Below are 26,038 nucleotides of genomic sequence, written 5' to 3' on the forward strand. Positions count from 1 at the left end.
ATCATGAACGAAAAACCAAAATATACGTTAAGAGAACTTACACTTTATTTTTTGAAACTGGGCACAATTGGCTTTGGCGGACCTGTTGCTTTAGTTGGTTACATGCATAAGGATCTGGTAGAAAACAGAAAATGGATTTCTGAGGATGAATACCGCGAAGGCCTTGCACTGGCGCAGCTTGCTCCCGGTCCTCTTGCTGCCCAGCTTGGCATTTATCTGGGTTTTGTGCATTACCGCTTTCTTGGAGCTACCTTGATCGGTTTTGCATTTATCCTGCCTTCATTCATAATGGTAATTTTACTTGGAATCGTTTATAAATTGTATGGAGGATTATCCTGGATTCAGGCAGTATTTTACGGAGTCGGTGCGGCAGTAATTGGAATAATTGCGTTGAGCTCCTATAAACTTACCATTAAATCTATTGGGAAGTTTAACCTCGAATCTTTTAAATCCAAATGGATTTTATGGATGTTTTTTATTTTTGCGATCATTATCACTTATATTACTGAGCAGGAACAGGTACTGCTATTTGTAGCTGCCGGACTTTTATATATGATTATAAAAGCGCCTCCTAAATGGTGGAATTCCAAAACAGTAAATTCAAGCTTTTTTTTATTGGCAGGCTTTTGGAATTATGAAAGCGCGACACTGACAAAAATTGCCCTATTCTTTGCCAAAGCTGGCACATTTGTTTTTGGAAGCGGTCTTGCCATTGTTCCTTTTCTGCATTCAGGGGTTGTAATTGAAAATCAATGGCTGACCGAACAGCAATTTTTGGATTCAGTTGCAGTAGCAATGATTACACCCGGGCCTGTTGTAATTACAGTTGGATTTATTGGTTATCTGATCAATGGTTTTTTAGGGGCATTGGTAGCTGCACTGGCCACTTTTCTTCCCTGCTATCTCTTTACCATTGTAATGGCGCCTTACTTTAAAAAAATAGCGCAAAACAAACCGGTCAAAGCTTTTGTTGAAGGTATTACTGCTGCGGTAATAGGGGCACTTGTAGGATCAGTGATTGTAATTGCCAAAAGAAGTGTAATCGATATTCCAACAGCATTAATAGCAATTGCCAGTATTTTTGCTTTACTTTATATAAAGAAAATTCAGGAGCCGTATATAATTTTGGTGGCAGCAATTGCAGGCATAATCATTAAATTGACTATAATATGAACAGAAAAGACTTTCTAAAATCCGGAACATTATTTGGAGCAGCAGCTTTTGTACTTCCAACTTCAAATGCCTTTGCGGCAAATTTAGCAGATAATACTATTGATAAATTAGTAGATTCTAATGGAAATTATATTCAGCAGACATTGCCTTATAACGAGAATTTCCTGGAGCCCTATATGGATGCAGAAACACTTCATCTGCATTATACTTTTCATCATGGCGGCGCAGTAAAAGGAGCCAATAAAGATCTTCAGATGATAAAAAAAGCCCTGGACGAAAACAATCTGGAAACGGTTGATTTCTGGACTAAAAAACTATCCTACCATTTCTCATCCCACATCCTGCATTCTATTTTTTGGACCAATCTTACCAATAAGCCCAATGTGCCTTCAGGCAATCTTCTTAAAAGGATCGAGAAAAGTTTTGGCAGTTTTGATAAATTAAAAGTCCTCATCGCAGCCACTTCAAAAAATGTCGACGGAAACGGATGGGGAATATTAGCCTATCAGCCTTACAGTGACAGTCTTGTGGTGCTTCAATGCGAAAATCATGAAAAACTTACCCAATGGGGCGCCGTTCCTATTTTAGTAATTGATGTCTGGGAACACGCATATTATTTAAAATATAAAAATAAACGTACCGATTTTGTCGATGCGCTATTCAATATTATAAACTGGGACAATGTCGCACAAAGACTTAATGACGCAGAAAAGTTAACGCTATAAAGTTTCTGTATTTAAGATTTGAAATTTCCATATCACTACTTTGAAAGACTACCGGATTTTCCGAACCGTTAGTCTTGACGTTCCGACAATTGCGATAAGATTTTCTGTCTAGGCAAGCAGAAATTTGCTGCTGCTTTTTTGAAAACTGCCCCATTCCATTTCAAATACTTTTTGGAGCAGGTCCTTCAGCCCCTGAAAGCTGCTTGGTTTTACAGCATAGAAATCAGCGCCAAGCTTATAGCAGAGCTCGATATTATCGGGGCTTTTGCTGGTGGAGAGCATAATGATCCTTACTTCCTTCAAAGCATCTTCCCTACTTCTGATTTTCTCCAGGCAGTCAAAGCCGTTTTTGATAGGCATATTGATATCCAGAAAAATCATGTCGGGCAGGCGCTCTGCAGTCTTATCGAGCATATTGAGCAGTTCCTGCCCGTCGCAGGCGGCCTTGACAGCTGCCGGCAGCTCTAAATCCTGCACAGCGTCAAAAAAAAGCAGCCTGTCATCTTCATCATCTTCTGCCAGATAGATAATTTTCTCCCAATTTCGCTTTTGTGACATAACTTTTAAATTTATAGTGCGGCCATGAAATAGCTCCAAAAACCGCAACGGTTAGCAAAAAAAACTTAGGTCTTAAAATTGAAAATAGAATTACACTTTTTTTGGTGGTGACTGTAAAGATAATTCTTTTTTTTCTTTGAAAGAAAAAGCTTTAAAAAAAGATCATTCTTGTGGCCCAAAATGCCCGTTTGGAAAAATCCAGACATTCTTCAGCGCCAGCCTGAAAATCTAAAAGAAAACTAACTAATTAACTTTTTAATACTTTATCCATTTAAATAAACTTACTGTCTGATTAACGATATGCCATCTGGCCAAAATAATACTAAAAATAAAAAGATGACTGCTAGATTATGCAAGAACTTGTAATACTGCATTAAATAAAATTAGAACCCTTTCCATGAAACAGTTGCAAATTAACTGACTCGCAGCCAGATTTATTGCCGCTCTGCCGAGCCTTTAAAATTGATTTATCTCTGATCCAACTCAACTAAAGAAATATTATGAAAGGTGCGAGCTTATTTTAAAATGTTTTAAAGATTTGCCCTTATGTTTGCGCAATGCCCTAAAACAGCTTGCCCGGGAACCAAATCCGCAGATAAGCGACATTTTTTCAATAGATAGATTCTTGAATACGGGGTCATTTATATTTTCCAGCAAGTATTGAATTCTTTTTAAATTTACATAATCATTAAAATTTAACCCAAACTCTGCATTAATCAGATAAGAAATTTTATGCCCGGTAATTCCTGTTTCTTCCGACAGCTGGGCCAGGCAGAAATCTTTATTCAAAAAAAGTCTTTTGGAATTCGTGATAAATTCTATTCTTACCAAGCATTCTTCTTTTTCTACCTTTGTTAGTTTGCGAAACATATTCCCCATATGCTTATTTTTTTAAAATTATTTCAATCTAATACTGCCAGTTAGACAGATTCTACATTGGCAGATACCATCTAAATCCTAATCCAAATTCAAAATTAGAAGAATTTCCAAGATAACCATCAGAGGCTGTAAGCCATAAAACCTCAGGTTATATATATGCATTCCGCCAGACGCTCCAAGATCGCCCCATCCTTTATCACCGTAAACCAGCATTATAATGTTAGGTTTCTTTTTGGACTATGCTTGTGTGTTGAAAATTCACAGCAGCAATAAACTAGTTAAAACTATTGATAAGGCATTTTGTTTCATAGTTACAATATTTACATCGCACTAAATTAACATATCAACACCGCAAATAACTTAAAATCAAACCGTTTGATGTTGCAAATTATAATCTGCACCCAGATTTTGCAAAAATGAAGCACTTGCAAGCGGCATATTGATGGAAATTATTTTGGACTTACTAATTTTATGCCACAAAATACTAAGGCAATTTTAAGCCTATTTCAGCATTTTAAACTTTAGAGCTCGTTCTTGCAAAGAATGGAAAAATAGTATAACAGCATAAAATTATAATACAAATATTTTGCTTGCCCCTCTCGTTTTCTTCTAAGGATCTCAAAGAAACCTTTAAAATTAACGCTCCACTCTAGCTAACTTACCTATAGCCGGCCAAAACAACAATTAAAAACAATCTTGAAGAAAAAAAAACACAAACATAACTAACTAACTAACTAACTAACTAACTAACTAACTAACTAACTTTTAAACAGCCTGTCCTTCTAAACAGATTCCCTAACCCAATCAATTTTACCGTCACCGGTCAAAATCATAATCAGAAACATCTTTAGAAAGAAGAAAAGAAAGAAAGAAAGAAGAAAGAAGAAAGAAAGAAGAAAGAAGAAAGAAAGAAGAAAGAAAGAAAGAAAGAAAGAAAGAAAGAAAGAAAGAAAGAAAGAAAGCCCTCATTTCTGAGAGCTTTCAAGTTTTAGTAAAATACTGTTTTTATAAAGAACTGGCTTTTATCCTTATGATCTTACCATCCTTCATAACCACTAAATCGCTGTTATTCTTCTTTTTAAACTCAATTAATTTTTCAGAAACCTTATCCATTGCCTCTATGATCTTTTTCTGAGTCGGTGTCGTTGTTGTTTTATGTTCTCCCATCATCTGTTATTTTTGAGTCTATCTAACTTGATTTTATTTATAATCTCAATTGGATTGCCTAATGTCTTTTGTGCTATCAATTCAGCTTTTACGGCTGTATTGTCAAAAATCAATGCCTCATTGACTATTGGCAGATATATATCGAATAAATTATTTATTCCGTTTTTATACCTGCGTCTAATAACATCGGTTTCAATGTTATGCCCTCCTTCCTGAACTCTTGTCCTCACCCTCTCGATAGCCAGGTCGACACTATCCAGCCAAAAAAATAAAAGCACTACTTTATAGCCTTTTTCCTGAGCCGCAATTACTTTCTGTTTATAGCTTTTTGTCGCTAAGGTAGTTTCGAAAGCAAAGACCTCATTATTGGCTAATAATTCCTTTATTCTGTGAAGCATTATCCTTCCCGATTCAAAGGCGGCCTTTTCAGGCTGGAAAGGAGAAAGACCTTTGGCAATTTCGTCCGCATTTACAAACTCTTTGCATTGTAATATCTCAGGAAGAATTGTAAATGAAGCTGTAGTTTTACCCGCACCATTACAGCCAGCTATTATATAGAGATTTTTATCCATTATTACAAAGATAAGAATTTCAGCCCAATTCCCTGCCTAATGGTTTTAAAAAGAGTGCCGCAGAAACAGAACTGAACCGATTTGTTCAGTTATAAATTACCCATGCTGCCAAACAGGGGCTATAGGCTGCCTGTACTAATCCGGATAGATATAATATCCGTTTTTCCGCATCTCCCGTCTTATTCTTCTTTTTTGCTTACGGCTTTCAATAGGCTTAAAAGCCTCTAAATGCACTTCATAGCAATCTTTAGAGGTAATGGCAACTTCTTTGGATTCTAAACCTATAAAGCCTACAACTAATGTGTCATTTTCATTAATGCTGATTTCAAATTTTCCATCCATGTCTGCATAAGTCCCCTTTCTCTCATTTTTCACGATTATAGTGGCACCTGGCAACGGACCATTTTCATCCATTACAATTCCACTCACTGTTTTAGTAATTTTAATGCCGGATTTTGAATCTTTTTGAGTCGCGCACGATGCGAAAATGCATAAAAGACAGCACGACAGCCAGAATCTAAATCTCATTTGCCACATATTTTTTCAATTAATATTATTAGATGGGTAAAACGGTATTTCTTCTGAGCCAATCCATTTTAGCAGAAGAGGAATAGCATTTTTAAAAACGAATGCCATGTTTCGCTGCCCATCCCTACTCCAATAGATGATCAATTAACGTAAAAGGTTGGGAACAGCACCGAAAATAATCAGGAGTTAACATTACAAGATTAAGGTTAAAATATTGCAGTACTATTTTCTTTGCAATATCTGAAGACAGCGAAGCGGAAGCATCATAAAAATCCAATTCCAAAAAACAAACCTGCTCCAACCAATTCCCCTCTCACCGGCCAAAACCAAAAATAAAAATAAGTCTGAGAAAAAAAAACATATAACTAACTAACCATACTTAAATCTTTGCAAGCCTTTATTTTTTAATTTTCAATTATTATTATTTTTACAAACAGATTGCACATCTGCACTATTTGCTGCTGTCCACCTGAGGCCATAAATTGATCTGTTTCCATAAAATATTAAAGAACAAATAATTCAAAGATCGCATTAGATTTTGGAGATTCTATTTAAAAAATTTGATAGAGATGTACCTTTATGTTTACGAAATGCCCTAAAACAGCTTGTTCGGCAGCCAAATCCGCAGGCAGACGAGATTTTCTCAATAGAAAGATCCTTTAGCATAGGTTCATTTAGATTTTCTATCAAATACTGAATTCTTTTTAAATTTATGTAGTCATTAAAATTGAGGCCAAACTCTGCATTGATAAGATAAGAAATCTTATGAACTGTGATTCCTGTTTCTTCTGATAGCTGGGCCAGGCATAAATCTTTATTTAAAAAAAGTTTTTTAGAATTTGTAAAAAATTCTATTGCTGCTAAACATTCTTCTTTTTCTTCCTTTCTTAATTTGTGAAATATATTACCCATACGTTTAATTTTTTTAAAATTATTTTCAATTAAATAATAAAGCACATATTTTTTACAGTGGCAGGCACCATCTAAAAACCAGATATAAATCCGGCATTAGCGGAGTTCCTGATGCATCCCTCCGATCTTTAAGCCATAAATTCAGGTTCCTACTTTAATTTAATAAAAAACAGACCAGCATTCCATTGTAGATTCTCTAAATGATCCAAAGCTAATTAATGCCTCAAGAATAAAACCGTTTTACAGCTTAAGATCTCAGCTCAACAATCTGGATCGTATGCTGGAAATGTATCCATATTTAATGAGGCTAGTATAAACCGACTGGACTAACTGTGATTCCGATGCCGCAAAGCTGCTGCTGATACAGAGGTCTGCAGCAGATGCCGCCTTTGAAGCATTTTTCTCATATATTCTCAGGATTTCGGCCAGATGGCATCCTAGTACAGCAGTGCCACTGTAAACTGAAAGCTGCGCACTGAGCTCTTGCATTAGAAAAGAAGCCTGAATAGATGCATGGGAATCAGCGCAGAGAGCTTTTAACGGGAATACTGCTGGGGTCAGCCCGCCATCAGTATCACTGATGGCATTGCAAATAGCAGCCTCACGAGCTTTAAAAACCGGAATATAGCCTCCTAACGGCACTTCTATCCGCAGATCATTATACTTTCCTTCTGCCTGATAATATAGGCCCAGCAGTTTTCTGAGCCTTACTGCGTGGGTTCTGACAATGGCATTGCTGCCGTTAAAAGAAGCCGGACATTTCAATGCATTCACAGCAATTGCATATTCCTTAATGCACCCGGCTCTTTCAAGCATTGTTTCATTTACAATGAACCTCAGAAATTCAGAAAGCACGGCAGATTTTCTGAATCCCTGAAAATGCTGCACCCTTTGGCGTTCTGAATCGATATCGCTGTGAGTAAAAAAAACGGCCGTCTGTAATTCGATCATATTTTAAGGCTATTAAACAGCAGATTTGCAGCTGCATCCAAAATTAAGCGCTTTGTGCTGAAAATTATTGAAAATGATTCCCGTTTTGGTTTCACTTTATAATCTGAAACCTTATTGTCCTAATTTTTCTCAAAAGCATTCCCTCAGCGGCCAAAACAGAATAAAAAAATATAAAAGAGAATCAATAACTGAAAGAAAGAAAGAAAGAAAGAAAGAAAGAAAGAAAGAAAGAAAGAAAGAATGTTTTTTCTGCAGAAAATGAAAAGAGACGGCTAGGCCGTCTCTTGCAATATGAAAAGCTGAATATCCGATTATTTAGGGTCTACGCTCAGCGGCGGGAGATTCACCTTCTTTTCGTTCATCATTTTTTTCACCTGTTCGATAGTCCTGTATCGTTCAATCTGCATCTCTCCGGTAAAAGTTTCGCTCTGAGGCGCTCTTGGTGGTATCTGGGCATAAGTTTTCATCAGATCGGCAATGGCCTGATTAAAAATTATAGCCGTCCATGTCTTCTCTGTCCAGCTGTTCATAAACAGATCATAGCGCTCTTGGGGATCCTGCCACAGGTTATAGATAGCCGGAACTGTCGCCACATAGGTTTCATCTCCTCTCCAGCCAAGCTGCTGTCCAGGAGCGTCACTACCTGCAATAGCGCCATTATCTCCACGGGTATTGAATACCGCTTTGAATTTTCCGATACGCACAGCTCCCGGCGATAATTCAGCCTCAGTAAAATAAAACCACCTATCGCGAAGCGGCGTTCCCTTCTTAAACAGCACATTTGACATATCATAGCTGTCAAAGACCATATCAGCTCCCGCCCTGTCCTTTTTAGGAAGCTCCACTCCGGCAAGGCTTGCAAATGTTGCCATAAGATCAAGCCCTCCGACAATATCATGGCTTTGGCTTCCCGCTTCAATCTGTCCCGGCCACCAGGCAATTGCGGGCACGCGGCTGCCGCCTTCCCTGTCTGTTCCTTTAGTGCCTCTGAAAGGGGTATATCCAGAATCGGGATGCACGTCCTGCCACGCGCCATTATCTACCGTGTAGATAACAATGGTATTTTCGGCAATGCCCAAAGAACGGATCTTATCCATAATTCGGCCCACATTGTAGTCCATCTCCACTACAGCATCCGAATATTTGCTTTTGCCCGGAGATTTGCCGACAAATTGCTTGGAAGGAAGGTTGGGCTGATGGTTTTTGGCAAAATTGATGCACATAAAAAATGGCTCTTTGCTTTTTCCGTATTCATCCAGCTGCTTTAAGTTGTTCTCCACCATCATCATATCAAGCTCAGCTATATTCTCTTCGGTCACCTTGCTTACCTCGCGGGCTTTTCCGCCTGCCTCGCCTTCAAGTATGCCTGTGGTCACTTTTTTGAAAAGTTCCAGCATCTCTGGAGACATCTCTGGATTCCAAGACTGGAAAGCATAGGTATAGGCATTCAAATGGTAAAGCACCACATTCTGCATTTTGTCAAAACCATGTGCTATAGGCATTGAATAATCTGCTTCACCTAAATGCCATTTACCTGAAAAATAGGTTTTATAATTGGCTTTTTTAAGAACTGATGCCAGCGTCCATTCCTCTTTAGGCAGTCCGCCTCCCTGTCCCTGGAAAGCAACGGTAGTCATACCGCTTCGATTGGGAATCCTCCCAGTGAGCATCGCTGCCCTTCCTGGCGTACAGCTGGGCTGTCCGTAAAAGGACCAGAACTGCATCCCTTCCTTGGCCATCCGGTCCAGATTGGGCGTGGGCATTCCGCGTCCAACCCCTCCCCCGTAAACTCCCAAATCTCCCCAGCCGGTATCGTCTGAGATGACCATTATAATATTAGGCTTCTTTTTAGTCTGAGCCTCTGCATTAAAAAATGCAAGCGCGCTTAAAGCGGCGGCTAACAATATGGCTTTCTGTCTCATAATTGCGTTTTATTGGATTAGTATCCAATAAAATTAAAAACCAATTCTCATAAATACTTCCAATTCAGTCCCTTAAATGGTTTCATCTTATAAAATGAAACATCAAACCATAAATAAACAGACCAAAATGAAGCTGTAAATTAAGAAGCTTAGGCTCGATGCATTAAAAGACAGCTTTCAAATACACAAAACACTTTAAACATCTCCGCTTTCACCGGCCAAAATCAAACTAAAAAACTCCAATAAAATAAAAACAATCTAAAACTAAATAACTAAAAATAAAAAAAGCCCTCATTTCTGAGAGCTTTCCATTGCTGCTGAAATTTTCTTTTATAAAGAGCTGGCTTTTATGCTTGCGATCCTACCCCCCCATGATCACAGCCAGACCGCTGTTATTTTCCCATTTAAACCCAATCCGTTTTCAGAGACCTTATCCATTGCCTCTATAATCTTCTTCCGGACCGGCGGCCGCTGCTGCTTTATGCTTTCCCTTCATCTGCTATTTTTGAGCCTATTGGCCCTGACTTTTGCATGGCCTGAATACATCGCAAAAAATAGCACTGGCTTGCCGCTAAAGATGCTGATCGGGAATCTGAGAGAATAAAACCATTTATAGCAAATTCCTGCGCTCCATAAGATAAGCCAAGGCTTCTTTTACAGCCTGTTCCGCATTTTTCGGATTGAAGCCTAATTCATTCCTGGATTTGGATATGTCAAAATCCTGCTGCAATCCAGAGAACATTGCAATATCTTTTGTTGTGATAACCGGCGGTTTGCCGCTTATTTTAGCTGAAAGCTCCATAAAGCCTGCGATTGCATATAGCACGAACTTAGGAACAGACCCAGGAATTTTGAGCTTCAGTTCCGGATAATTTTTTTGAGCCAATTTTGTGGTATCTGTAATGGTCATGCATTTTTCATTGGCAAGAATGTAGCGTTCGCCTGAACGCCCCTTCTGGGCAGCAAGAAGACAGCCTTCGGCTACGTCTTTTACGTCCACCCAATTTAAGGTTATTCTGGTGTCCATCGGAATTTGTCTGTTTAAAATAAGCTTAAGCACTCCGTATGAAACATTCAGGGGAAGAAAAGCCTCTCCTCCAATCATTGCGCCCGGCATTACAGACACCAGTTCAATGCCCAATTCTTTGGATAATTGAAAGGCCAGCTTTTCACCATCATTTTTAGAGTTATAGTACATATCCCTGCGATCGGGATTATAGCCATTGCTTTCTTTAGTCGGGAGATGGGTGTAATCCAGCGCGGCAATGGAACTCACATAAACAATCCTTTTTACGCCGGCTTCCGCCGCTGCTGCTATTGTGTTGCGGATTCCGGCCATGTTCACTTCATAGATTTCCTTTTTAGGATCTTTTGCCCATAATTTGAAAGCGGCCCCTACAGCATAAAATGTCTCAACACCCCGAAGAGCCTTTACGAAAGAAGCCTTATCCGTAATATCGGCCTGAACCACTTCGCAGTCCAGATCTTTAAAACAGCCTTTACTATTGATGTCGCGGACAGAAGCCCTAACCTGAAATCCTTTTTTTATCAGCAGTCTTACCAGGTTATTGCCTAAGTGCCCATTGGCGCCTGACACCAGCACTAAGTTTTTATTTGTCATGAATCTTAATTTAAATGATAGCGCAAAGTTCTGCTTTGCCCATTTAAATCCGCTTCACAAATGTTACCTAATGATCTGCTTTCGGATGCGGCTCAAACTTTTAGGATTCATCCCTAGAAAAGAAGCGATATGCTGCATTGGGACATTATGCAGAACCTCCGGACGCTCATCAATAAGCTTTAAATAGCGCTGCTCGGCAGTGAGCGCCGCCAGATCTTTAGAGCGCTTTTCATTATAGGCCAATGACTGCTGAAACACTAAAATGCTAAAGTCCCTAAAACCCGGACTTTGGCGCATCAGCAAATCAAGATCTGCCTTTGCAATCCGTAAAAGCACGCAATCTGTGATGCATTCCAAATTTTCATCTGAAATTGTCTGAGTGATAAAATTAGAATAGGATGTTATAAAACCGGGAGGGCAGTTAATGTGCGTAGTCACCTCGTCCCCCTTATTATTATAATGGAATAGACGGACAAAGCCTGATTCGACAAAATATAAATACTTGGGAATTCTTCCGGATTCTTCCAAAATACTGTTTTTGGAACACACGACCCGGTCAAAATATTGTGCGCACAAATCTCTTTCCCTGCCGGAAATTTCCACCGATTGTGCAATAAGTTGGAGAAGCTGATGATGCATAGCGCAAATTTAACAAAAATGCGGCAGGATTACGGCAGCCGCATGCATTAATGCTGCACCATATAATTCGATGCGGCGCATGACAGATAAAGAGCCGACAATTAAAACTGAACCTGCAATATATCAAAATTCACATAAATAAACACAATAAGCTCCTGTCTGCAAAATGTTTCGATAGCATTAGGTGAATTTTAAATTAAGAGCAAAAAACTCAAGCAGTCAAAATCTCCCATCCGAATAGCAACACCGCTCCGGCAACCCTACCTTTCGGCAGACAAAACCATACTAAAAACAGTCCGATTAAAAAAGGAATAAAATCAAAGACTAAATAACAAAAATTAAAAAAAGCCCTCATTGCTGAGAGCTTTCAACCCTTATTGAAATACTGTCCTGCAAGCCCAAAGCGGTTTGAGCATTAATCAATGGCCGGACCAGTTCAAGCCTTTTGAGACGGCAGCTTATAGATCAGCTTCTGGATGATGGCCAGCCAGATACTTGACAGAAGCATGGTGGAGGTAATCACTGCAAGAGTAATCTGATGCATATAATCTCCAACCAGCCCAAGAGAAGCGGCAAGCGTAAGCAGCACAAAGCTGAATTCGCCAATCTGCGACAATAGCGCGCCAGCATATATGCTGTCCCTCCAGCCGTTTCCGCTTAGCTTAAAAAGCAGGCTATTGATCAAGCTATTGATTATCAGAACGCTTATAGCTACCAAGACAATTGTGCCGGCATTGGCTGCAAAAAATCCAACATCAAGCTGCAGTCCTATGGCCAGAAAAAAAAATGCCATAAAAAAGACCCTAAAGGGAATCAGCGATTTTCCAAGCCAGCGCGTTGCCTTATCCTGCCCGATCACAATTCCAGCTGCAAAGGCTCCAAAGGCTGGCGAGAGCCCAAACCAGAAACTGACCCAGGCCATCCCAAAACATATGCAGAAGCCGATGAATACCTGCAGATCATGGTCGGCAATAAGCTCTCTTCTCATGGGAATATTAAAAATCCTCCTATTGATGGCTGACCGCAAAAAAAGCAGTATGAGCATGCCGCCTATGCTGACCTTGGCAAGCTCCAAAAAAGAGGTATTGCTGCCTGAAATGAAATTTAGCGATAAGACCATTGGCACAACCAGTATGTCCTGCATCAGCAGCACACCGCATGTTATAATCCCCAACTGGCTTTTAATCTCGCCGGTTCTCTGCAAATACTGAAATACAATAGCCGAACTGCTGAGGCTTATGATAAAAGATAATAATATAATCCTACTGGCTGGCCATCCCAACTGCATTCCCAAGACATACATGCATAAGGCGCTTAAGAGGACCTGGACCAGAGCTATTGCAAAGGGCCTGCAGAAATGCTGGCTTAAATGGTGCAGGTCTATCTCGGTTCCAATGGAAAACATCAGAAGGACAATACCGATTTCGCCCAATTCCGCCGCCACTGCCGGATCAGGAATTATATTCAGAAGTTTTGGCCCCAAAAGCACGCCCGCAGCTATATAGGCAATAAAATAGGGCTGCCTGAAGCGGCGCAGCACCAGTATCAGCAACAGCACAGCAAAGCAGAGCACGGCCAGGGCAGAAAATAAGTCCGAAAACATAATTATAGCTTTTTGCAATGATTAAAGCTGCCCTTCGGGACAGCTTTAAAATAAAAAAGGTAAAATAATCGATTAGAAATCAGGCAATTTCAATCATTCTAGGCGGCTTCTGCTTCGCCTGCTCTTTTTTGGGTATGGACAGATGAAGCAGGCCATTGACATAACGTGCACTGATCTTTTCTTCGTCCACCACATTTTTAGGCAGCTCAAAGCTTCTCTGGAAAGACTGGTAGCTGAATTCCCTGCGGGTAAAATTCTCCTGCTCGATGGTCTGCTTGTTTTCCTTTTCCGAAGAAATAGTCAGCAGGTTTCCGTCAAGGGTGATTTTGAAATCGTCTTTCTCCAGGCCTGGAGCGGCCACTTCGACTTCAAAATGCTCTGCAGTCTCTCTGATGTTTACCGATGGCAGGGTGGTGCTTGTTGTAGAAAAATTTTTGTTTTCCCAATTGAAAAGCTCGCGGCCAAAAACGTCATCAAAAAACGTATGCTGCAGGCCACGATGCTGGTTTGCATTTCTTTTGATAAGATTCATAACATTTTACTTTTAATTGTTATACAATATTTTTGAACATACACTGCCTTTGCAGTGCCAGGGACAAAAAAACCAAAATTATGCCAGAGAAAAAAAATGACATTTTTTCAGTTTCCATAAACGAAAAAATGTCAGTTTTACCCTAGCTTTACAAAGAAAGAAAGAAAGAAAGAAACACATAGCCGGCTTACGCAAAAAGGCATTATCCCTTTTGCAAAAAAATCTTTACCTTTTAGATGACCCCCATAAATTCCAAGTACCTCCCCAGAAAAAACGGAAAAAAAGAAAGCGCAGAAACAGCGGGCATGAAGGATGCAGTGGTGCTATAAGCCCAGAAGGGCGGACAAAGAAGCCGAAGTCCGTTATGCGCACCGCGCATACGCTGGCCGCTAGCTTGGCCTGCTTTTATTGCGATTGAAAACGGATAGCAGCCTAAACTAAAACTTCCCCATAAATTTAAATTGCAGCACAGCTATCAGAAAGCTCCCCCTCTATAATAAGTATCCCTGTCACCAGCCAAATGAAAAAAAAACAGTCTAAAAAAAACAGTCTAAAAAAAACAATCAATAAGCAAAAACAGCCTAAAAAGAAAACAGCCATAAACCATCTGGCATATAACAGATTATAAAATAAAAAAACAGCCTTCGGGCTGTTTTAATTTTTATGCGATACTACTATAAATCATTGATAATCTGCAAATGTTTTATGCAATAGCTAACCGCCAGCATATCTGATGCATTGCCAAAAGCACTACATCGATGCCCAAACATAAAAAAAGTCAAAATCTTGCGGCTTACAGGGCTTTACATGCTGCTTCAGCACTTCTTGCAAATCAATTTATAATTTCTTTTCATATTCTCCGATCTTTCTTTCTATGTAAAAAAACATGAAAACAAATTGGGCAATTAAAAAAATCCCGAACATGTTTTTGTTCAGGCTTCCGCCTAAAAGGAAAATAACTGAAACAAATATGGAATTGAATAACGCTATCCAAAATAGCACTATGGCTGCAAGCCTGTTAGAATACTGCCAGTTAGAAAGATTTTTCATTGATTTGCTGCTTCTATAGCCGTAAAACCTATTTATCTTTTTTGGCTGGAAGAAATAATAGACTCCTGAAATCAAAAGCAGCACTAGGCAGATTAGCATTTCTGAATTCATAATTAGCTGTATTAGAGATTAATAATAATAAGGCAGAACACATTACGAATGAAAAACTGATTATGCCCATAAAAAGCGCAATGAAAAAATGAAAGAGCATGCCTACGAAAACAATCTTTTTCTTTCTCTCTGCATCTGTTGTAAAGATACTGAAAGCAATCAATAATTCAATGACAAGAACCGACCAGTTAAGCAGCGTTGTGAGCACCGGACTGCTGAGAATCACTTCAATAAAAGGCTTGAAAAAATCAGTCACACCGAACAATGGCTGGGTAAACCAGTAGTAGAGGGCAGTTCCATTTTTCCATTCTTCTATTTTAAATTTTCCCACTGAAGCGAAAAAGTAGATGACAAATATCTGAAAAGACATTAGATAAAAAGCCGCTGCAGCTGTGGCTTTGGCGAAAAAGGAATGCACAGCGGTATCCTCTGACCAGTGCCATTTCCTTTTATCCAGCAGGCAGATCGGCATTAAAAGCAGGGCCAGTATCGCTGATACCTGGTCCCCTCCGTCCATGCAGGTTGATGTGATGCTGAAGCTGTAGGCTATAAACCAGTGCAGCACGCAGGTGAAACGCGGATAGATTCCCGAGGCTGCCAGCAGGAGACCTGCCACAGCGAAGGCAATGCCGGTCCGAAAATCACTGAAGAAAGAGAAAAAATTAAATTCATAATGCGTGAACTTATGGAAAGTCTCATTCTGATAGCCCGTAAAAAAAAGCGTGTACCTGCTGTTGGACAGCAGCGTTAAAATGAGCGATGATGCCATAATGGTCCTGCTAAGGCCCATCCAGTTTGACCACCAGTTTTTATTGACAAATGATTCAGCTGCGCTGAGTTGTTTTAAAATCATGCGTTTATTTTTTTATTTCAAGCAATACATAATCCATGGTCTGGCGTACATTCAGTTTTGAAATGTGCCACTCATATGGAAGAGGCTTCCCCTTTTCGACCAGAAACACTCCGTAAACCATCGGAGGGCTTATCTTTATGGAGAGTTTTGTAAGGGAGTCCTGCGGCACTTTTCGGGGATCGCCCTTAAACGAATACCAGTATTTGGCATTCACATTATTGAGCACGCTGCCGATTTTATGATTGATGATTCTGTTGTCGCGCTTAAACCCAAAGAACTGTTCGGTGCCTGAAGCCTTTAGCTGAAATTCCACTCTGTCCTGTGTGTAAAGATTGAAATAATCCTTTTTAACGTCTTTGGTGAAAAATGCCCAGCCTTGAGGGGCAAGGGCATTTAACGTATTTTTAAACGGCAGGTCGTAGCGCAGCGTTATCGGATTGGGCTTTACGCTCAAAACCGTAAGATATGCGATTATGCAGAAGCATACTGCCGCCAGAAAATAGAAATAGGCTATCTTTAAAAAGCTTCTTCTCATTCTAGTCCGATCGGTGTCTCAAGCCCATCAATTCCTTCAGCAACCTGCAGGGCAATAGCCTCCTCTGTAATTGGAGGAACAGGCTCTACAAGACCGAAGGTAACCTCTGAGATTGCAGCCACATAGAAAACAGCCACTGCAACCACTACCACACCCACAGCCAGAGCCCATACCCCGCAAGCCTCTACCTGCACTTTTGCAGACAATGGGGCATTTTTTGCGTTTTTCTGGTAATACTCCTTACTGATTTTTTCAACCGATAGGTTATACACCGCCAGCTTGCTGTCAATAAGCGGCTTTATGTCCCCAGCGACCTTTTTGATGCTCGCAAGAATAGTTTCAGGATCCTTTGAATAGATCTGCTTCTGGAATTTTTCAAAATATGCCGCATCTTTTGCTTTAAGATAGGCAATAGCCTCCTGCTCGGCTTTCTTGTAGTTTGCTTTCTGCTCTGCAGTAAGATCGCCCATGTCAAATGCGCTTTTCAGCGCCGGAACTGCCTCTGATAATTCACCATCCGCAAATATTAGGGATTTAAAAAGCTCTTCGCCGCTGAGCTTGGCTGCTGTCTGATCGCCCGCAGATGAAGCCGCGTCGCTGGAACAGCTGGCAAATAATAAATTCATGGCCACTAGGATAATGGCCAGCGGACTGCTGGAAAATTTTCTGATTTTTTTCATTTAAATAATTTTTTTAGGTTATTATTTGTAATAGGAATTATCCTGCGAATATATAATAATATTCAAATAAAAAAAATTAAAATATAAATAAAAACTTATAATTTACATAAATTAATTAGTATTTTTCTTAATTAATATATAAATCAAGCCATTCAGAGATTGTTTTAAGAGCCAAAGGGGAAATTGTCTGCTCGATCTGGGCATATTCGCTTGGCAGTCCTGTGGAGCATTCCTGAAACATATGGTTTAAGCCTGGCAGCTCCTTAACGGCAATATTTTTATTGCCTCCTTTGCCCAGCGCTTTACTCATGGCATCAAGATTCTCTTTTGGCGCCACCTGCAGATCCTTTGCCCCGTTTAAAGCTAGGACAGGACACTTCACCTTCTCCAGCACAGGCTCAGGATTATATCTTATAAAGCTGGCCATCCAAGGGGTCAGAATTCTTGCAACCTGCGCTTCTGTATAATCCTTCTGGGAAATCCCTTCAGGCTTAGCAGGATCGTTTTGGGAAATTTCGCTGATGTATCGGGTCATATTAGTTTTTAATTCTGCCGGATCACTATACTTTTTTACAATCTCAAAAGCTTTTTCATTCTCTGACTTTGATTTCTGAATCTCCGCCTCGCTTTTCCCTGAAGCCTTCCCTATAAGCTCCTGCTGCTTTAGAAGCAGCTGGTCTCCAGATATTGCCGGACCAGCCAGCAGGATAATAAAAGCTGTGTTTTTTGATGAGTTCGCCACTATCGGCGCAATAAGGCCTCCTTCACTGTGTCCGATAAGCCCTATCTTGTTTTTATTGACATCCTTTCTGGTTTTCAGGTACTCCACTGCCGATGCTGCATCTTGGGCAAAATCAGCAGTGACCGCCGTTTTGAATACTCCGCCTGATTTGGCGGTGCCGCGGTCATCATAGCGCAGTACGCCTATCCCTTTTCTCACAAGATAATCAGATAGCACCAGAAAAGGTTTGTGCCCCATCAGTTCTTCATCCCTGTTTTGGGGCCCGCTGCCGCTTATCAGGATTGCAACTGGAAAAACTCCTTCTTTTTTGGGAAGTGAGAGTGTCCCCGAGAGCTCGATGCCCTCTTTTGCATTTTTAAAAACAACCTCTTCCGTATAATAGGGATAGGGCGCTGAAGGCTCCTGAGGCCTTTTCCTTTCTTTGGCCCCCTGCGTCTGAGTGCGGAAGAGATCCACATTAAATTTCTGCCCTCCCTGCTGGAACACTCCTGTGATATGATCATCTTTAAGTTCTCCCCTATAGATAATTCCCATCGCCGGGGCTTCGATTAAAAGAGACGGATCGGTAAAAGTGACGCTGCCAGCCGGCAGCCCGTAAGCCCCTTGATCCGGGCTGTCCATCAATGCTGAATAGCCTGCTTCCGTTTTTGAGATATGGAATACCAGCCTCAGGGAAGAAGACTGCACTTTAAGGGTTCCGGCCCAGCTTCCGCTGATCTGTTGGGCACTGGCTGCGAAAGTGATACAGCTCAGCAGCAGCAATATTTTTTTCTTCATTTCAGATTTGGGTTATGAATTTCCTCTATTGGCAATAAAAACCAAATATAGTATTTTTCTTAAATTAACAATTAAATCATTTCCATGTATTACAAAGATTTTTCTCACGCAATTTTAATGATCACTAATCATATAATCCATATCTGCTATATGATCAAAGAAGGCTTTCATTTGATTTTGGAGATTTGCTATGATGATTGGCTCTTCCAACTTCGGACCTGTAATGTTTCCATAAAAAATGATATAGGACAAATTCATGTTTTCTTTGGCTGCCCCTAAACAATCTGTTGCAGGACATATGAATGTAACTGGCCAGAATTTTAATCTGTTCGTCCCTGCCAAGCCTTAATTTTAAATCAGCAATATCCGACGAAATATGACGCGATTTCAATTTCAATCGAGATTGAAAATCGCCATTTTCACCATTCAGCATTCTTTTTATTTTTTCCCTTTCCGCTCGGAATTTAGCATCCAGCTGATCTTTAAGCCTCTTGTCCAAACTAAACTCCCTGCTGAAAGATTCATTAAGCGACTCAATGATTTTAAGCCTTTCATTCATATTGAATCCAAAATCTTTTATTAAAAAATCAATCATATAGATTCCATAAAGCCACCTGTAATTTTCATCCAGATTCTTCTTTCGCATAAGGGCTAGAAAATCTAAAATGGCAATGCTGTCATGGTAAAATATGTTTTCTGAAAAAATAATGCATTCATCAAAATAGCGTTCAAGTTCGCGATCATACATGTCAGCCTGAATCTTTGAAACAAAGTTTTTTTCCATGCTTTCTTTAAAAGCTTCGTTAAAAAGCATGATCAGATGAATAATTTTTTCTTTGCCAGCCAAATGGAATCTCACTCTTAAGTGGTGTCCGCCTTCATTATAGCGAATAAAGAAAAACTTATCAATAATGCCTGCTTCCAGCAGATGCTCAACCAGACTTTTAATTAAGTCTACCAGGATAAGATCAGATGTAAATTCACCCAGATAAATTTTATAGTAAATCCATTGGTCCCCTAAAATAAACTTTCTCTGAATTTCCATTAGTTGATTTTATAAAGTGGGAAAATAAATTCATTGGTATGGATCCCCATATCCGATCTGACTATAGACTTGAATTCACTATATAAAAACTCTTCGATTATAAAATTATCTCTGTTTTTTAATACCCTAAGGAACAATTCAATATATAACCTATTATTAAAATTGATGTACAATTTATTATCAAAATCTTTGATGATCACTTCCTCTTTAATATGGTACTTTGCTCTCCATTTGTGAATTTCAGATATCAGCATTTCATTCTCCAAATCATACAGGTGTGCTATGTGGCATTTTTTGAAGTTCCAAAATGCTTTAGATATAACAATATTTTTATACTGCACACGAGGCAGAAAAATGAAATTTTCAGAAAGCGGCCCCCAAGAAAAGCCTATGGAAGTTCTTCCGCTTTGATTTTGGACATCACATAAAAATCGATAGGCAGAAACCATAAAAGGATTGTTATAATTATGTGCATTTGTCAATATCGGAATGATATGCTTCTTCAGTTTTTTTGAATATAGGCAAATTGTATCATTCTTAAGAGAAACCCAAATATCTTTTATAAATATCTGGCTGCCAATCGGCAGATTTGATTTGGCCAGATATGGAATTTCATATTGCCTAAATTGCGGCCGCAGCAAAATATTGCCAACTCGAGACTCAGGCAAATGGCTAATTTCCGCGAGTATAAAATTTTCATCAATTAAATCGTTTTCAGCCTTAATAATTTCATTCGATACAAAATTTGATATTTCACAATTTGAGTTGCAAAACCGAGCCAATAGATTGGCGGCGGAACTTCCTCCACAATTTGTGATCGCATATATGTTTTGAGAATCATCTTTTGCATAAATCTCCACCAGCGAAGACATGGTTGGCGGAAGATCTTCCCAGTTTAATTCGAAATTCTCCAAATCCTTATCCGATAGATAAATTATTCTCTCGTTGCAAAAGGACGCCTCAGATAGCTTATTCATAAAAAAATCATGCAGGTATTGTGATTTAACCGGTCTTTTCTGGGACCCCGCAGGAAAATAAAGCCCCTCCAGCAGCGGAGAATCGGTCTTCGTCGAAGTATTGCAGTAGCCAACACCTTTGTCAATATCCAAAACCTCTGATAAAACCACTTCCTGATCCTGATAGCGATCGTAGAATTCCTTCTTGAAAGTTTCTAAGTTTGCATTTGACTGTTTTACTGTCAATCTGTTCAATACTTCTATTCCTTTCAAAACTTCCTTTTGAACTTTAGAAGACAGCATTCTTTCTTCTAAAACTGTAGTGAGGATAGCTTGAAATAGATGTTTTTTATCATATGCTATATCAAGGCCGTCCAAAATCTCCTGTACCCTTAAATAATGCTCAACACTGCAGAATCTGTCTGAAAATGCCCTATTCACATCCTCTAATATGCTGTCTATTTCGTTTAGACTCTCATGCAGATCCTTTAATTCGATGATGCCATTGATCTTCTCTAATATGAATTTCAGCGGCTCGGTTCCAGTTGTAAAAGGTTCCAATTCACTCACTAGGAGCTGTGAATCGATAAGATCATTAATGTATCTGCGGGCTTCCTTTTTATCTATATCTTTTGATGCAAGCAATTTCACCAGATCATTAAATTTCAAACCGCCCTCACTTTCTGCTAAAACCAGATGCAGATAAAGACTATTTGCTACGGAATTTAATATATGGTTCCTCTTGCCATTTCTGTATACATATTCAACATACGTCAATCGATCTTGATATGCCCCTGAATTGATAGTGGTGTTTGTATAATACGTAAAATTTTTTCTAATCTTTTTATTCTGATTGATCAGCTGGAAAATGGAAAAAATTACGTTCATATCCAGTTGGACATGCTTTTTATAGTTTTTAAGCTTTCCCAGCTTTGGAGCACTCGCTTCATCGTCAAAATTTCCAACAGCTGTTCCTGCAAATAATCCAAACGGAGTGCATCTTGTACTCATGCGTGAAAAATATTTCAGAAAGGCAGATAGGCTTTCTTTACTTAGTTTTCTGTTCAGGCCAATCTGTTTATTTGCTTCATTCAATAGATCGCAGGATGCCAGATAAATCGATTCCGAAATTATTTCATCCTCAAGAAGCGACATTACGTCTTCTTCTTTTAATGCTGCAAAAAAATCTGAATCAAACCTTAGAAGAGGAGTCCTCAAAACAAATTTATCGCACAAATTATACTTATTCTTTTCCATGAGATTAAAATTGGAAACTATTACTTTTTTGCATTTCTGGTTTCAAGCTGAAATCTTAGGGCCTTTTATCGTATAGATAGACCACTTTGCCCAATCTGTCTTTAAAGTTATAGCTCAAATCAAAAAATTCCTTTTCTTCGCCTTCAAAAAAGACTTTATCGATTAGGATTGAAAATTTACCTGCAAGGAAATGTTCCAGCGCTAGGTCAAAATCCTCTTTTACCCCTATACAGTTTCCTATAATAGAGATATTTTTAACCATAGCTGATTTCATTATATCCTCAAAAGAATCCCTCGCATGGAATTTATTATCCAAAAATTCCGGAAACTGATTATAAAAGCCGCAGGTGACATACCTGCCGTCATAATTCATTAATTTTATGGCTCTGCCAAGATGGATATCGAACAGAGGATCAATAACTGCATCAAAAAGTCCATTTTTATTGACAAAATCAGAAATTTCATCAGCCTCAAGATAACTGTCAGCATTATGATCAACCACAAAAACTTTTTTTACTCCATAATCATAAAGTATTTTATTATTCCTAAAATTTGAAGTCATCGCATACACCTCTACAGGAAAATTTCTTAAAGCATTAATGACGGCCAAAGATGTATTTGATTTAGCAGCTGTAACTAAAACTTTTATATTGGGCCTAACCACTTTTCGAATCATCGAATATGCGGTAAATGCGGCGATGACAAAAGCTGAAGCAATTTCATCAGTTAGCGCATCAGGAATTTTAATAAGCTTATTTTCATTAAAGTCATCAATTCTTCTTGATGCATGGTTCGAAGGAAGACCGCCGATGTACCCCTTAGCATAAGATGGATATGCCGCATTTGCAACAACACGATCTCCAATCTTAAGAGTTTTAACATTTTTGCCGACAGCTATAACCTCCCCAACAAATTCAGAGCCGATATATGAAAAACCGGCCTCTCCTCTTTCTGCCAGTGCATTAATCTGCTTATCGTATTTAAGTATCAATGACTTATCTCTATAATTGCATGAAATCCCCCTTTTTTTAATTAACACCCTATTATCTGGATCAGCAGATTGCTCTAAAGACAGATCCTCTTCTTCAACTAGGCCTACATTGATGCTTTCATTCTCAAGCTTAAAGTTCCCTGAAAATTTAATGCCTGCAGGGCCATAAATATTACTGCCTATAAGAGAGACGCTTTTCATAATAATTTTTTAAAATATTTCCTTCAGTAAGGAACTCTTTGAATAAATCGCAGAGTTCCTAAAAAATCATTCAGATAGACTTCTGCTATCTATAAGCTAAGTGTGCATAAAAGGCTTCCTCCCGTATCAGTTAAATCAACTGTTACAGTCACCTGTGGCTGATCCTGCTGCTTTCCTCCCTTAATCATTTCCATTTGATCCGCACTTAAATTTGTAATCTGCTTTTTATCAAGTTTTAAAGTTTTTTTATTCTGCTTAATTTTTTTCATAGATGTTTAGTGTTATAAAATAATTAAAAAAGTAAAAAATGTAAAAAAGGCATCTCCTGAAGATTCTAGAAGGAGAGCTTAGGCCAGCAGCAAATAAGATATGATTCTTTTACCGGTATTGGCACAATTGTATAATAATTTTAAGTAGGCGCGGATCTCTTTCCTTTTTTCATAATTATAGTTTTTATCTGATTACATGCACTTAAACTGCTAAAGGCTCCACTATCGCTAAACGAGTCCGAAAAGAAACTATCTAAGTATTATTTTCTTCCAGCCTCATATAATGAAACCTCTATATTTCATTATTTTTTAAATTATTGTAAGAACAAACTTAAAAACCATCTTTTTCAAATCCTTACGGTTTCCCATATTTTAGATAATTTTATTCAAAAAAAAATCAAAAAAAACAGAAATACCCACTTTTACTGACCTCATCAAAACAAAAACTTAAAAAATTTAACATTTCAGAATCCTATTACGAGTAAGCATTAAATAAAATGAAGCTGCTCTAGTTTTAGACAAAAAGCTAAAGTGCCATTTGCATAAAAGAGTTCGCGCGCGTTTAATTGGGCAGCGCATGAAAGCTGTCCGGAATTTTAAATCAAGCTTTATGAAACAGTTTGATATTATATGCGATTTCGGAGTTTTAGAAGCGATGCGAAAAATATGGTTCGCAGGCATATCTGTATTTTATAGTCGGATAGCAGTTAATAAACGCCGAAATAATGAAGAGGAGGAAAGAAATTTGATTCAGAATCTATTATCCCAAAAGAGAAATTATTTAAAGTAGAGCTCATTTCTTCTTAGCCACAATCAGATGCGCCAGCGCCGGATCATTCAAAAGCCTCTGCATCTCAGTGTGGATAATCTCCTGCACATCGCGTCTGATCTGGCTGAAGTTCTGCTGGACCATCGCATTATCCAGCCTTCTGACTGCAGGTATCTCTTTATAGCCTTCCTCCTCTTTCCGCATAGCCTCATGGTTATTTAAGATTTCCGAATGAAAGGTTTTCAATGCAATCTTGCAGTCCGGATTATCCGCTACCATGCCCACAAACTCCCCAGAGCTTAAAGAGGCTACCTTAGAGGGCGGCACGGCAGCTTCCAATTGTCTGGAACGGCTGATGGAGGTATCGGCGCTGTTGATGGAAATGCTCTCCCTGTCCTGCATGATCTTCCCGAAGCGCTCTGACAATTGTTTGGCGGTATCTCCCGTGACCTGTCCCGAGATGATATTTCCGGTGATATTCAGAATCACATCGGCCTGCTCACGCCCATAATCTTTTCTAAGCTGGCTGAAGTCCTGCACCCCCAGACAGGTTGAAACTTTATTGCTTCTCGCCGTGGCAATCAGGCTGTCCATATTGTTGAGATAGATTGTCGGAAACTCATCAAAAATAAGGCTGGATTTAAGCTTTCCTTTTTTGTTGACCAGCTTTACCAGACGGTTCACATAAAGCGACAAAACCGCTCCATAGATCTGTATCTTCTGCGGGTTGTTTCCCATACAGACAATCTTCGGTTCTAAAGGATTATTGATGTCTAAGGTAAAATCATTTCCCGAAAGCACATAATAGAGCTGTGGCGACGAAAGCCTTGCCATGGCTATTTTAGCCGATGCGATCTGACCCTCCAGCTGGTCCATGGCATCATTGAGATAGGCATTGACAAAGGGGTTGATAAGCACCTCGATTTCCCTGTCTGTCCGCAGCAGGGTAAAGAGGCTGTCGTAATCGATCTGCATGAGCTCGATCACATGGGGAAGCGTGCAGAACTCCCCATCATTGTATCTTCTGAGATACCAGATTACGGCCGATAAAAAATTGATCGGCGACTCGACAAAAAAGTCTCCCTGCCGCCTGATCCACTCCCGGTTTAGCCCCAGCAGGATGGTCCTTGCAGACTCCGAAGCATCGGTAATATCTTCCATGCTCTGCGGATCCAAAGGATTGCAGCGGTGCATGATGCTGTCAAAATTAATGAAGTAGCATCTCGGCATCACCTTATAGACATGCTTATACTTCTCAAAGGTATTGTAGACAATCTTGGAAAGGTCATCGTATTTGAAATCATAGACAAACATGCTGAAACCTTTGGCTATGTGCTGGGTGATCACATGGCGGATGACAAAGTAGGATTTGCCCGAACCAGGCGTTCCCAAAACCAGCAGCCCCCTAAAAGGATTGATGATGTTGATCCAGCTGCTGCGCAGCTTATCCTTGAGATAATATCTCGCAGGCAGGTTGATCGAATATTCATTTTCCAGCAGCCGCTCCTCCTGCGGAAAGGTTTCATTCTCGCTGTTGAAAATATCTGTGGCAGCCAGCCTGTTTTTAATAATTCTGGACAGCAGCGTGCCTCCTGAGAGCACCATCAGATACCCCAAAACCGTAACAATCATATACAGCACCGCATTAGCTGGAACAGCATCGCCAAAAAGCAGTACAAGACCGCTTAAAAAATAAACTGCCAGCCCCGAAACTGCATAATAAAATGCCGTTTTAAACCGCAGCTTCTCGTCCTTTCTTCCCTTTGCCCCTAATAGGGAAACCGCCAGAAGCCCCAGCGAAATAAATTTGGATGTATGGAAACTGCCAAACAGCCCCGTCTTATAGACCGAAACTAAAATGGTATCCACAAAACTGCCTGTAAGATTCCATAACTGGAAAGCTCCATACCAGCAATAATAAAAATGAAGCATCAGTACAATGATGCCCATCAGTCTTGTCATATCGAGTATTTTTCTCAGCGCCTGTTCATTCTCTCCTGTCTGCATAGCTGACCGATTT

General features: G+C 39.5%; 24 protein-coding genes. 2 read left to right on the forward strand and 22 right to left on the reverse strand.

What is annotated here, in order from left to right; genetic code table 11:
* Positions 1 to 3: 3 nt before the first annotated feature.
* Positions 4 to 1,173: a chromate transporter gene (locus tag OD917_RS05525; RefSeq protein WP_263522556.1), complete on the forward strand. Its 1,170-nt coding sequence runs from the start codon at positions 4 to 6 to the stop codon at positions 1,171 to 1,173.
* Positions 1,170 to 1,898 carry a superoxide dismutase gene (locus OD917_RS05530; RefSeq protein WP_263522557.1) on the forward strand — a complete coding sequence of 243 codons (729 nt, stop codon included), beginning with the start codon at positions 1,170 to 1,172 and terminating at the stop codon, positions 1,896 to 1,898. The genes OD917_RS05525 and OD917_RS05530 overlap by 4 nt, the downstream gene beginning before the upstream one ends.
* A gap of 108 nt (positions 1,899 to 2,006) precedes the next feature.
* On the opposite strand, the gene OD917_RS05535 is transcribed toward OD917_RS05530, so the two are convergent.
* The 22 genes from OD917_RS05535 to mobC all read right to left on the reverse strand — a co-directional run bounded on the left by OD917_RS05535 (position 2,007) and on the right by mobC (position 26,025).
* On the reverse strand, positions 2,007 to 2,456 hold the full coding sequence (locus OD917_RS05535) for a response regulator (RefSeq protein ID WP_263522558.1): 450 nt from the start codon (positions 2,454 to 2,456) through the stop codon (positions 2,007 to 2,009).
* A 498-nt stretch (positions 2,457 to 2,954) separates the two neighbouring features.
* Positions 2,955 to 3,245 (reverse strand): helix-turn-helix domain-containing protein, encoded by a 291-nt coding sequence (locus tag OD917_RS05540; RefSeq protein ID WP_263522559.1) that lies wholly within the window; start codon positions 3,243 to 3,245, stop codon positions 2,955 to 2,957.
* A gap of 1,095 nt (positions 3,246 to 4,340) precedes the next feature.
* Complete coding sequence (locus OD917_RS05545) at positions 4,341 to 4,505, reverse strand: hypothetical protein (RefSeq protein ID WP_162614999.1); 165 nt, start codon at positions 4,503 to 4,505, stop codon at positions 4,341 to 4,343.
* Positions 4,502 to 5,074: an AAA family ATPase gene (locus tag OD917_RS05550; RefSeq protein ID WP_204251699.1), complete on the reverse strand. Its 573-nt coding sequence runs from the start codon at positions 5,072 to 5,074 to the stop codon at positions 4,502 to 4,504. The genes OD917_RS05545 and OD917_RS05550 overlap by 4 nt, the downstream gene beginning before the upstream one ends.
* Positions 5,075 to 5,209: 135 nt before the next feature.
* The gene (locus OD917_RS05555; RefSeq protein WP_162615006.1) at positions 5,210 to 5,503 is read right to left on the reverse strand and encodes a carboxypeptidase-like regulatory domain-containing protein; all 294 of its coding nucleotides are present in this window, start codon (positions 5,501 to 5,503) and stop codon (positions 5,210 to 5,212) included.
* 630 nt (positions 5,504 to 6,133) lie between these two features.
* The gene (locus tag OD917_RS05560) at positions 6,134 to 6,514 is read right to left on the reverse strand and encodes a helix-turn-helix domain-containing protein (RefSeq protein WP_111289909.1); all 381 of its coding nucleotides are present in this window, start codon (positions 6,512 to 6,514) and stop codon (positions 6,134 to 6,136) included.
* A gap of 255 nt (positions 6,515 to 6,769) precedes the next feature.
* On the reverse strand, positions 6,770 to 7,465 hold the full coding sequence (locus OD917_RS05565; protein WP_263522561.1) for a hypothetical protein: 696 nt from the start codon (positions 7,463 to 7,465) through the stop codon (positions 6,770 to 6,772).
* Positions 7,466 to 7,776: 311 nt separating this feature from the next.
* Entirely contained in the window at positions 7,777 to 9,387 is a 1,611-nt protein-coding gene (locus OD917_RS05570; RefSeq protein ID WP_162615005.1) for an arylsulfatase, read from the reverse strand.
* 610 nt (positions 9,388 to 9,997) lie between these two features.
* The gene (locus tag OD917_RS05575) at positions 9,998 to 11,008 is read right to left on the reverse strand and encodes an NAD-dependent epimerase/dehydratase family protein (protein ID WP_263522562.1); all 1,011 of its coding nucleotides are present in this window, start codon (positions 11,006 to 11,008) and stop codon (positions 9,998 to 10,000) included.
* A gap of 63 nt (positions 11,009 to 11,071) precedes the next feature.
* Positions 11,072 to 11,647, reverse strand: coding sequence for a Crp/Fnr family transcriptional regulator (locus OD917_RS05580; RefSeq protein ID WP_263522563.1), 576 nt, complete (start codon positions 11,645 to 11,647; stop codon positions 11,072 to 11,074).
* A 436-nt stretch (positions 11,648 to 12,083) separates the two neighbouring features.
* Entirely contained in the window at positions 12,084 to 13,250 is a 1,167-nt protein-coding gene (locus OD917_RS05585) for a cation:proton antiporter (RefSeq protein WP_263522564.1), read from the reverse strand.
* A 79-nt stretch (positions 13,251 to 13,329) separates the two neighbouring features.
* Positions 13,330 to 13,782: an Hsp20/alpha crystallin family protein gene (locus OD917_RS05590; protein ID WP_111289899.1), complete on the reverse strand. Its 453-nt coding sequence runs from the start codon at positions 13,780 to 13,782 to the stop codon at positions 13,330 to 13,332.
* A gap of 837 nt (positions 13,783 to 14,619) precedes the next feature.
* A complete protein-coding gene (locus OD917_RS22595) occupies positions 14,620 to 14,943 on the reverse strand; it encodes an SdpI family protein (RefSeq protein ID WP_111289895.1) in 324 nt (107 codons plus the stop codon).
* Positions 14,861 to 15,796, reverse strand: coding sequence for a sporulation-delaying protein SdpB family protein (locus tag OD917_RS05595; RefSeq protein ID WP_263522565.1), 936 nt, complete (start codon positions 15,794 to 15,796; stop codon positions 14,861 to 14,863). The genes OD917_RS22595 and OD917_RS05595 overlap by 83 nt, the downstream gene beginning before the upstream one ends.
* Before the next feature lie 4 nt (positions 15,797 to 15,800).
* Positions 15,801 to 16,331, reverse strand: coding sequence for an SdpA family antimicrobial peptide system protein (locus OD917_RS05600; protein ID WP_263522566.1), 531 nt, complete (start codon positions 16,329 to 16,331; stop codon positions 15,801 to 15,803).
* Positions 16,328 to 17,011 (reverse strand): hypothetical protein, encoded by a 684-nt coding sequence (locus OD917_RS05605; protein WP_111289889.1) that lies wholly within the window; start codon positions 17,009 to 17,011, stop codon positions 16,328 to 16,330. Before OD917_RS05605 ends, OD917_RS05600 begins: the two co-directional genes overlap by 4 nt.
* A 127-nt stretch (positions 17,012 to 17,138) precedes the next feature.
* The gene (locus tag OD917_RS05610; protein ID WP_263522567.1) at positions 17,139 to 18,530 is read right to left on the reverse strand and encodes an alpha/beta hydrolase family protein; all 1,392 of its coding nucleotides are present in this window, start codon (positions 18,528 to 18,530) and stop codon (positions 17,139 to 17,141) included.
* Between the two features lie 154 nt (positions 18,531 to 18,684).
* Positions 18,685 to 19,575 carry a thiopeptide-type bacteriocin biosynthesis protein gene (locus OD917_RS05615; protein WP_263522568.1) on the reverse strand — a complete coding sequence of 297 codons (891 nt, stop codon included), beginning with the start codon at positions 19,573 to 19,575 and terminating at the stop codon, positions 18,685 to 18,687.
* Entirely contained in the window at positions 19,575 to 21,788 is a 2,214-nt protein-coding gene (locus OD917_RS05620; RefSeq protein ID WP_263522569.1) for a lantibiotic dehydratase family protein, read from the reverse strand. Before OD917_RS05620 ends, OD917_RS05615 begins: the two co-directional genes overlap by 1 nt.
* A 55-nt stretch (positions 21,789 to 21,843) precedes the next feature.
* Positions 21,844 to 22,980, reverse strand: a complete 1,137-nt coding sequence (locus OD917_RS05625) for a zinc-binding alcohol dehydrogenase family protein (protein WP_263522570.1) — start codon at positions 22,978 to 22,980, stop codon at positions 21,844 to 21,846.
* 89 nt (positions 22,981 to 23,069) lie between these two features.
* Positions 23,070 to 23,249, reverse strand: a complete 180-nt coding sequence (locus OD917_RS05630) for a class I lanthipeptide (RefSeq protein ID WP_111289879.1) — start codon at positions 23,247 to 23,249, stop codon at positions 23,070 to 23,072.
* A 793-nt stretch (positions 23,250 to 24,042) separates the two neighbouring features.
* Positions 24,043 to 26,025: a conjugal transfer protein MobC gene (mobC, locus tag OD917_RS05635; protein WP_263522571.1), complete on the reverse strand. Its 1,983-nt coding sequence runs from the start codon at positions 26,023 to 26,025 to the stop codon at positions 24,043 to 24,045.
* Between the last annotated feature and the right edge of the window lie 13 nt (positions 26,026 to 26,038).

The organism is Flavobacterium sp. SH_e (genome assembly GCF_025717045.1).
GTDB lineage: Bacteria > Bacteroidota > Bacteroidia > Flavobacteriales > Flavobacteriaceae > Flavobacterium.

What these genes read in the sequence shown, in the direction of transcription:
- OD917_RS05590 (WP_111289899.1), bottom strand. Translation starts at nt 13,782, where the DNA reads ATGAATCTTATCAAAAGAAATGCAAACCAGCATCGTGGCCTGCAGCAT.
- OD917_RS05560 (WP_111289909.1), bottom strand. Translation starts at nt 6,514, where the DNA reads ATGGGTAATATATTTCACAAATTAAGAAAGGAAGAAAAAGAAGAATGT.
- mobC (WP_263522571.1), bottom strand. Translation starts at nt 26,025, where the DNA reads ATGCAGACAGGAGAGAATGAACAGGCGCTGAGAAAAATACTCGATATG.
- OD917_RS05575 (WP_263522562.1), bottom strand. Translation starts at nt 11,008, where the DNA reads ATGACAAATAAAAACTTAGTGCTGGTGTCAGGCGCCAATGGGCACTTA.
- OD917_RS05595 (WP_263522565.1), bottom strand. Translation starts at nt 15,796, where the DNA reads ATGATTTTAAAACAACTCAGCGCAGCTGAATCATTTGTCAATAAAAAC.
- OD917_RS05535 (WP_263522558.1), bottom strand. Translation starts at nt 2,456, where the DNA reads ATGTCACAAAAGCGAAATTGGGAGAAAATTATCTATCTGGCAGAAGAT.
- OD917_RS05605 (WP_111289889.1), bottom strand. Translation starts at nt 17,011, where the DNA reads ATGAAAAAAATCAGAAAATTTTCCAGCAGTCCGCTGGCCATTATCCTA.
- OD917_RS05625 (WP_263522570.1), bottom strand. Translation starts at nt 22,980, where the DNA reads ATGAAAAGCGTCTCTCTTATAGGCAGTAATATTTATGGCCCTGCAGGC.
- OD917_RS05570 (WP_162615005.1), bottom strand. Translation starts at nt 9,387, where the DNA reads ATGAGACAGAAAGCCATATTGTTAGCCGCCGCTTTAAGCGCGCTTGCA.
- OD917_RS05565 (WP_263522561.1), bottom strand. Translation starts at nt 7,465, where the DNA reads ATGATCGAATTACAGACGGCCGTTTTTTTTACTCACAGCGATATCGAT.
- OD917_RS05610 (WP_263522567.1), bottom strand. Translation starts at nt 18,530, where the DNA reads ATGAAGAAAAAAATATTGCTGCTGCTGAGCTGTATCACTTTCGCAGCC.
- OD917_RS05580 (WP_263522563.1), bottom strand. Translation starts at nt 11,647, where the DNA reads ATGCATCATCAGCTTCTCCAACTTATTGCACAATCGGTGGAAATTTCC.
- OD917_RS22595 (WP_111289895.1), bottom strand. Translation starts at nt 14,943, where the DNA reads ATGAATTCAGAAATGCTAATCTGCCTAGTGCTGCTTTTGATTTCAGGA.
- OD917_RS05585 (WP_263522564.1), bottom strand. Translation starts at nt 13,250, where the DNA reads ATGTTTTCGGACTTATTTTCTGCCCTGGCCGTGCTCTGCTTTGCTGTG.
- OD917_RS05630 (WP_111289879.1), bottom strand. Translation starts at nt 23,249, where the DNA reads ATGAAAAAAATTAAGCAGAATAAAAAAACTTTAAAACTTGATAAAAAG.
- OD917_RS05615 (WP_263522568.1), bottom strand. Translation starts at nt 19,575, where the DNA reads ATGGAAATTCAGAGAAAGTTTATTTTAGGGGACCAATGGATTTACTAT.
- OD917_RS05530 (WP_263522557.1), top strand. Translation starts at nt 1,170, where the DNA reads ATGAACAGAAAAGACTTTCTAAAATCCGGAACATTATTTGGAGCAGCA.
- OD917_RS05550 (WP_204251699.1), bottom strand. Translation starts at nt 5,074, where the DNA reads ATGGATAAAAATCTCTATATAATAGCTGGCTGTAATGGTGCGGGTAAA.
- OD917_RS05545 (WP_162614999.1), bottom strand. Translation starts at nt 4,505, where the DNA reads ATGATGGGAGAACATAAAACAACAACGACACCGACTCAGAAAAAGATC.
- OD917_RS05525 (WP_263522556.1), top strand. Translation starts at nt 4, where the DNA reads ATGAACGAAAAACCAAAATATACGTTAAGAGAACTTACACTTTATTTT.
- OD917_RS05620 (WP_263522569.1), bottom strand. Translation starts at nt 21,788, where the DNA reads ATGGAAAAGAATAAGTATAATTTGTGCGATAAATTTGTTTTGAGGACT.
- OD917_RS05600 (WP_263522566.1), bottom strand. Translation starts at nt 16,331, where the DNA reads ATGAGAAGAAGCTTTTTAAAGATAGCCTATTTCTATTTTCTGGCGGCA.